Source organism: Arthrobacter sp. MDT2-3 (genome assembly GCF_059090465.1).
On the sequence record NZ_JBNHFS010000014.1, the window covers coordinates 1 to 2,949 of the forward strand.

The window sequence follows — 2,949 nt, forward strand, 5'->3', positions numbered from 1 at the left end:
ATAGCCGGCGGGCGTTGCATGGTCGGGGTTGTGGGACTTTCCGTACCAACTCTGCCGGGTTGGTGGGGTGTGATGTGCAGGCATAGGTGAACGGTCTTGAAAGGCCGGCCAGAGAGGGTGTGAGCCCCGTAACCGAAATGTTGTGTACCGCCCGGATGAGTATCCCAAGTAGCACGGGGCCCGAGAAATCCCGTGTGAATCTGTCAGGACCACCTGATAAGCCTAAATACTCCCTAATGACCGATAGCGGACCAGTACCGTGAGGGAAAGGTGAAAAGTACCCCGGGAGGGGAGTGAAACAGTACCTGAAACCGTGTGCTTACAATCCGTCGGAGCAGTCGCGAGTAATCGCATAGTTACTGTGACGGCGTGCCTTTTGAAGAATGAGCCTGCGAGTTAGTGTTACGTCGCGAGGTTAACCCGTGTGGGGAAGCCGTAGCGAAAGCGAGTCTGAATAGGGCGTTGCAGTGGCGTGATCTAGACCCGAAGCGAAGTGATCTACCCATGGCCAGGTTGAAGCGACGGTAAGACGTCGTGGAGGACCGAACCCACTTCAGTTGAAAATGGAGGGGATGAGCTGTGGGTAGGGGTGAAAGGCCAATCAAACTTCGTGATAGCTGGTTCTCCCCGAAATGCATTTAGGTGCAGCGTTGCGTGTTTCTTACCGGAGGTAGAGCTACTGGATGGCTAATGGGCCCTACAAGGTTACTGACGTCAGCCAAACTCCGAATGCCGGTAAGTGAGAGCGCAGCAGTGAGACTGTGGGGGATAAGCTTCATAGTCGAGAGGGAAACAGCCCAGACCACCAACTAAGGCCCCTAAGCGTGTGCTAAGTGGGAAAGGATGTGGAGTTGCGAAGACAACCAGGAGGTTGGCTTAGAAGCAGCCATCCTTAAAAGAGTGCGTAATAGCTCACTGGTCAAGTGATTCCGCGCCGACAATGTAGCGGGGCTCAAGTACACCGCCGAAGTTGTGGCATTCAGATATTAGCTAAGCCCTTGTGGTTCAGGCGTCTGGATGGGTAGGGGAGCGTCGTGTGGGCAGTGAAGTCGCGGTGTAAACCAGCGGTGGAGCCTACACGAGTGAGAATGCAGGCATGAGTAGCGAAAGACGGGTGAGAAACCCGTCCGCCGAATGATCAAGGGTTCCAGGGTCAAGCTAATCTGCCCTGGGTAAGTCGGGACCTAAGGCGAGGCCGACAGGCGTAGTCGATGGACAACGGGTTGATATTCCCGTACCGGCGAAAAACCGCCCATGCTGAACAGGGGATACTAACTGCCCGAGACCTGCCTGACACCCCTTGTGGGTGAAGGGTTTTGGTGGAGCGCAGGACCTGATCCTGGGAGGCAAGCGTATTAACAGGTGTGACGCAGGAAGGTAGCCAAGCCGGGCGATGGTTGTCCCGGTCTAAGGATGTAGGGCGAACGGTAGGCAAATCCGCTGTTCATGATGCCTGAGATCTGATGGGACCCCCGTTTGGGGGGATTTGGTGATCCTATGCTGCCGAGAAAAGCATCGACGCGAGGTTTTAGCCGCCCGTACCCCAAACCGACACAGGTGATCAGGTAGAGAATACTAAGGCGATCGAGAGAATTATGGTTAAGGAACTCGGCAAAATGCCCCCGTAACTTCGGGAGAAGGGGGGCCCCAACCTTGAACACCACTTGCTGGTGGGAGGGGATCGGGGCCGCAGAGACCAGGGGGAAGCGACTGTTTACTAAAAACACAGGTCCGTGCGAAGTCGCAAGACGATGTATACGGACTGACTCCTGCCCGGTGCTGGAAGGTTAAGAGGACCGGTTAGCCGCAAGGCGAAGCTGAGAATTTAAGCCCCAGTAAACGGCGGTGGTAACTATAACCATCCTAAGGTAGCGAAATTCCTTGTCGGGTAAGTTCCGACCTGCACGAATGGAGTAACGACTTCCCCGCTGTCTCAACCATAAACTCGGCGAAATTGCAGTACGAGTAAAGATGCTCGTTACGCGCAGCAGGACGGAAAGACCCCGAGACCTTTACTATAGTTTGGTATTGGTGTTCGGAGTGGCTTGTGTAGGATAGGTGGGAGACGTTGAAGCCCGGACGCCAGTTCGGGTGGAGTCATCGTTGAAATACCACTCTGGTCACTTTGGACATCTAACTTCGGCCCGTAATCCGGGTCAGGGACAGTGCCTGATGGGTAGTTTAACTGGGGCGGTTGCCTCCTAAAAAGTAACGGAGGCGCCCAAAGGTTCCCTCAGCCTGGTTGGCAATCAGGTGTCGAGTGTAAGTGCACAAGGGAGCTTGACTGTGAGAGAGACATCTCGAGCAGGGACGAAAGTCGGGACTAGTGATCCGGCGGTACATTGTGGAATGGCCGTCGCTCAACGGATAAAAGGTACCTCGGGGATAACAGGCTGATCTTGCCCAAGAGTCCATATCGACGGCATGGTTTGGCACCTCGATGTCGGCTCGTCGCATCCTGGGGCTGGAGTAGGTCCCAAGGGTTGGGCTGTTCGCCCATTAAAGCGGTACGCGAGCTGGGTTTAGAACGTCGTGAGACAGTTCGGTCCCTATCCGCTGCGCGCGCAGGAAATTTGAGAAGGGCTGTCCTTAGTACGAGAGGACCGGGACGGACGAACCTCTGGTGTGTCAGTTGTACTGCCAAGTGCACCGCTGATTAGCTACGTTCGGATGGGATAACCGCTGAAAGCATCTAAGCGGGAAGCTCGCTTCAAGATGAGATTTCCATACACCTAGCGTGTGAGAGGCCCCCAGCCAGACCACTGGGTTGATAGGCCGGATGTGGAAGCGAGGACTAACGACTCGTGAAGCTGACCGGTACTAATAGGCCGATAACTTACACCACACACCACCCCCGCAAACGAACTTCAAAAGCGTTTGCACCCCGGGGGCGGTAAAAAGATAACAAGACTGCTTGCGTCCACTATGTGGTTCCCAAACAACAAACCA

Annotated in this window: 1 rRNA gene; it reads left to right on the forward strand. The window is 55.0% G+C overall.

Going from position 1 to position 2,949, the window contains the following annotated elements:
- Window positions 1-2,845: ribosomal RNA gene (locus AC5RUQ_RS20905) — 23S ribosomal RNA — on the forward strand; the annotation flags it as partial.
- Window positions 2,846-2,949 lie beyond the last annotated feature (104 nt).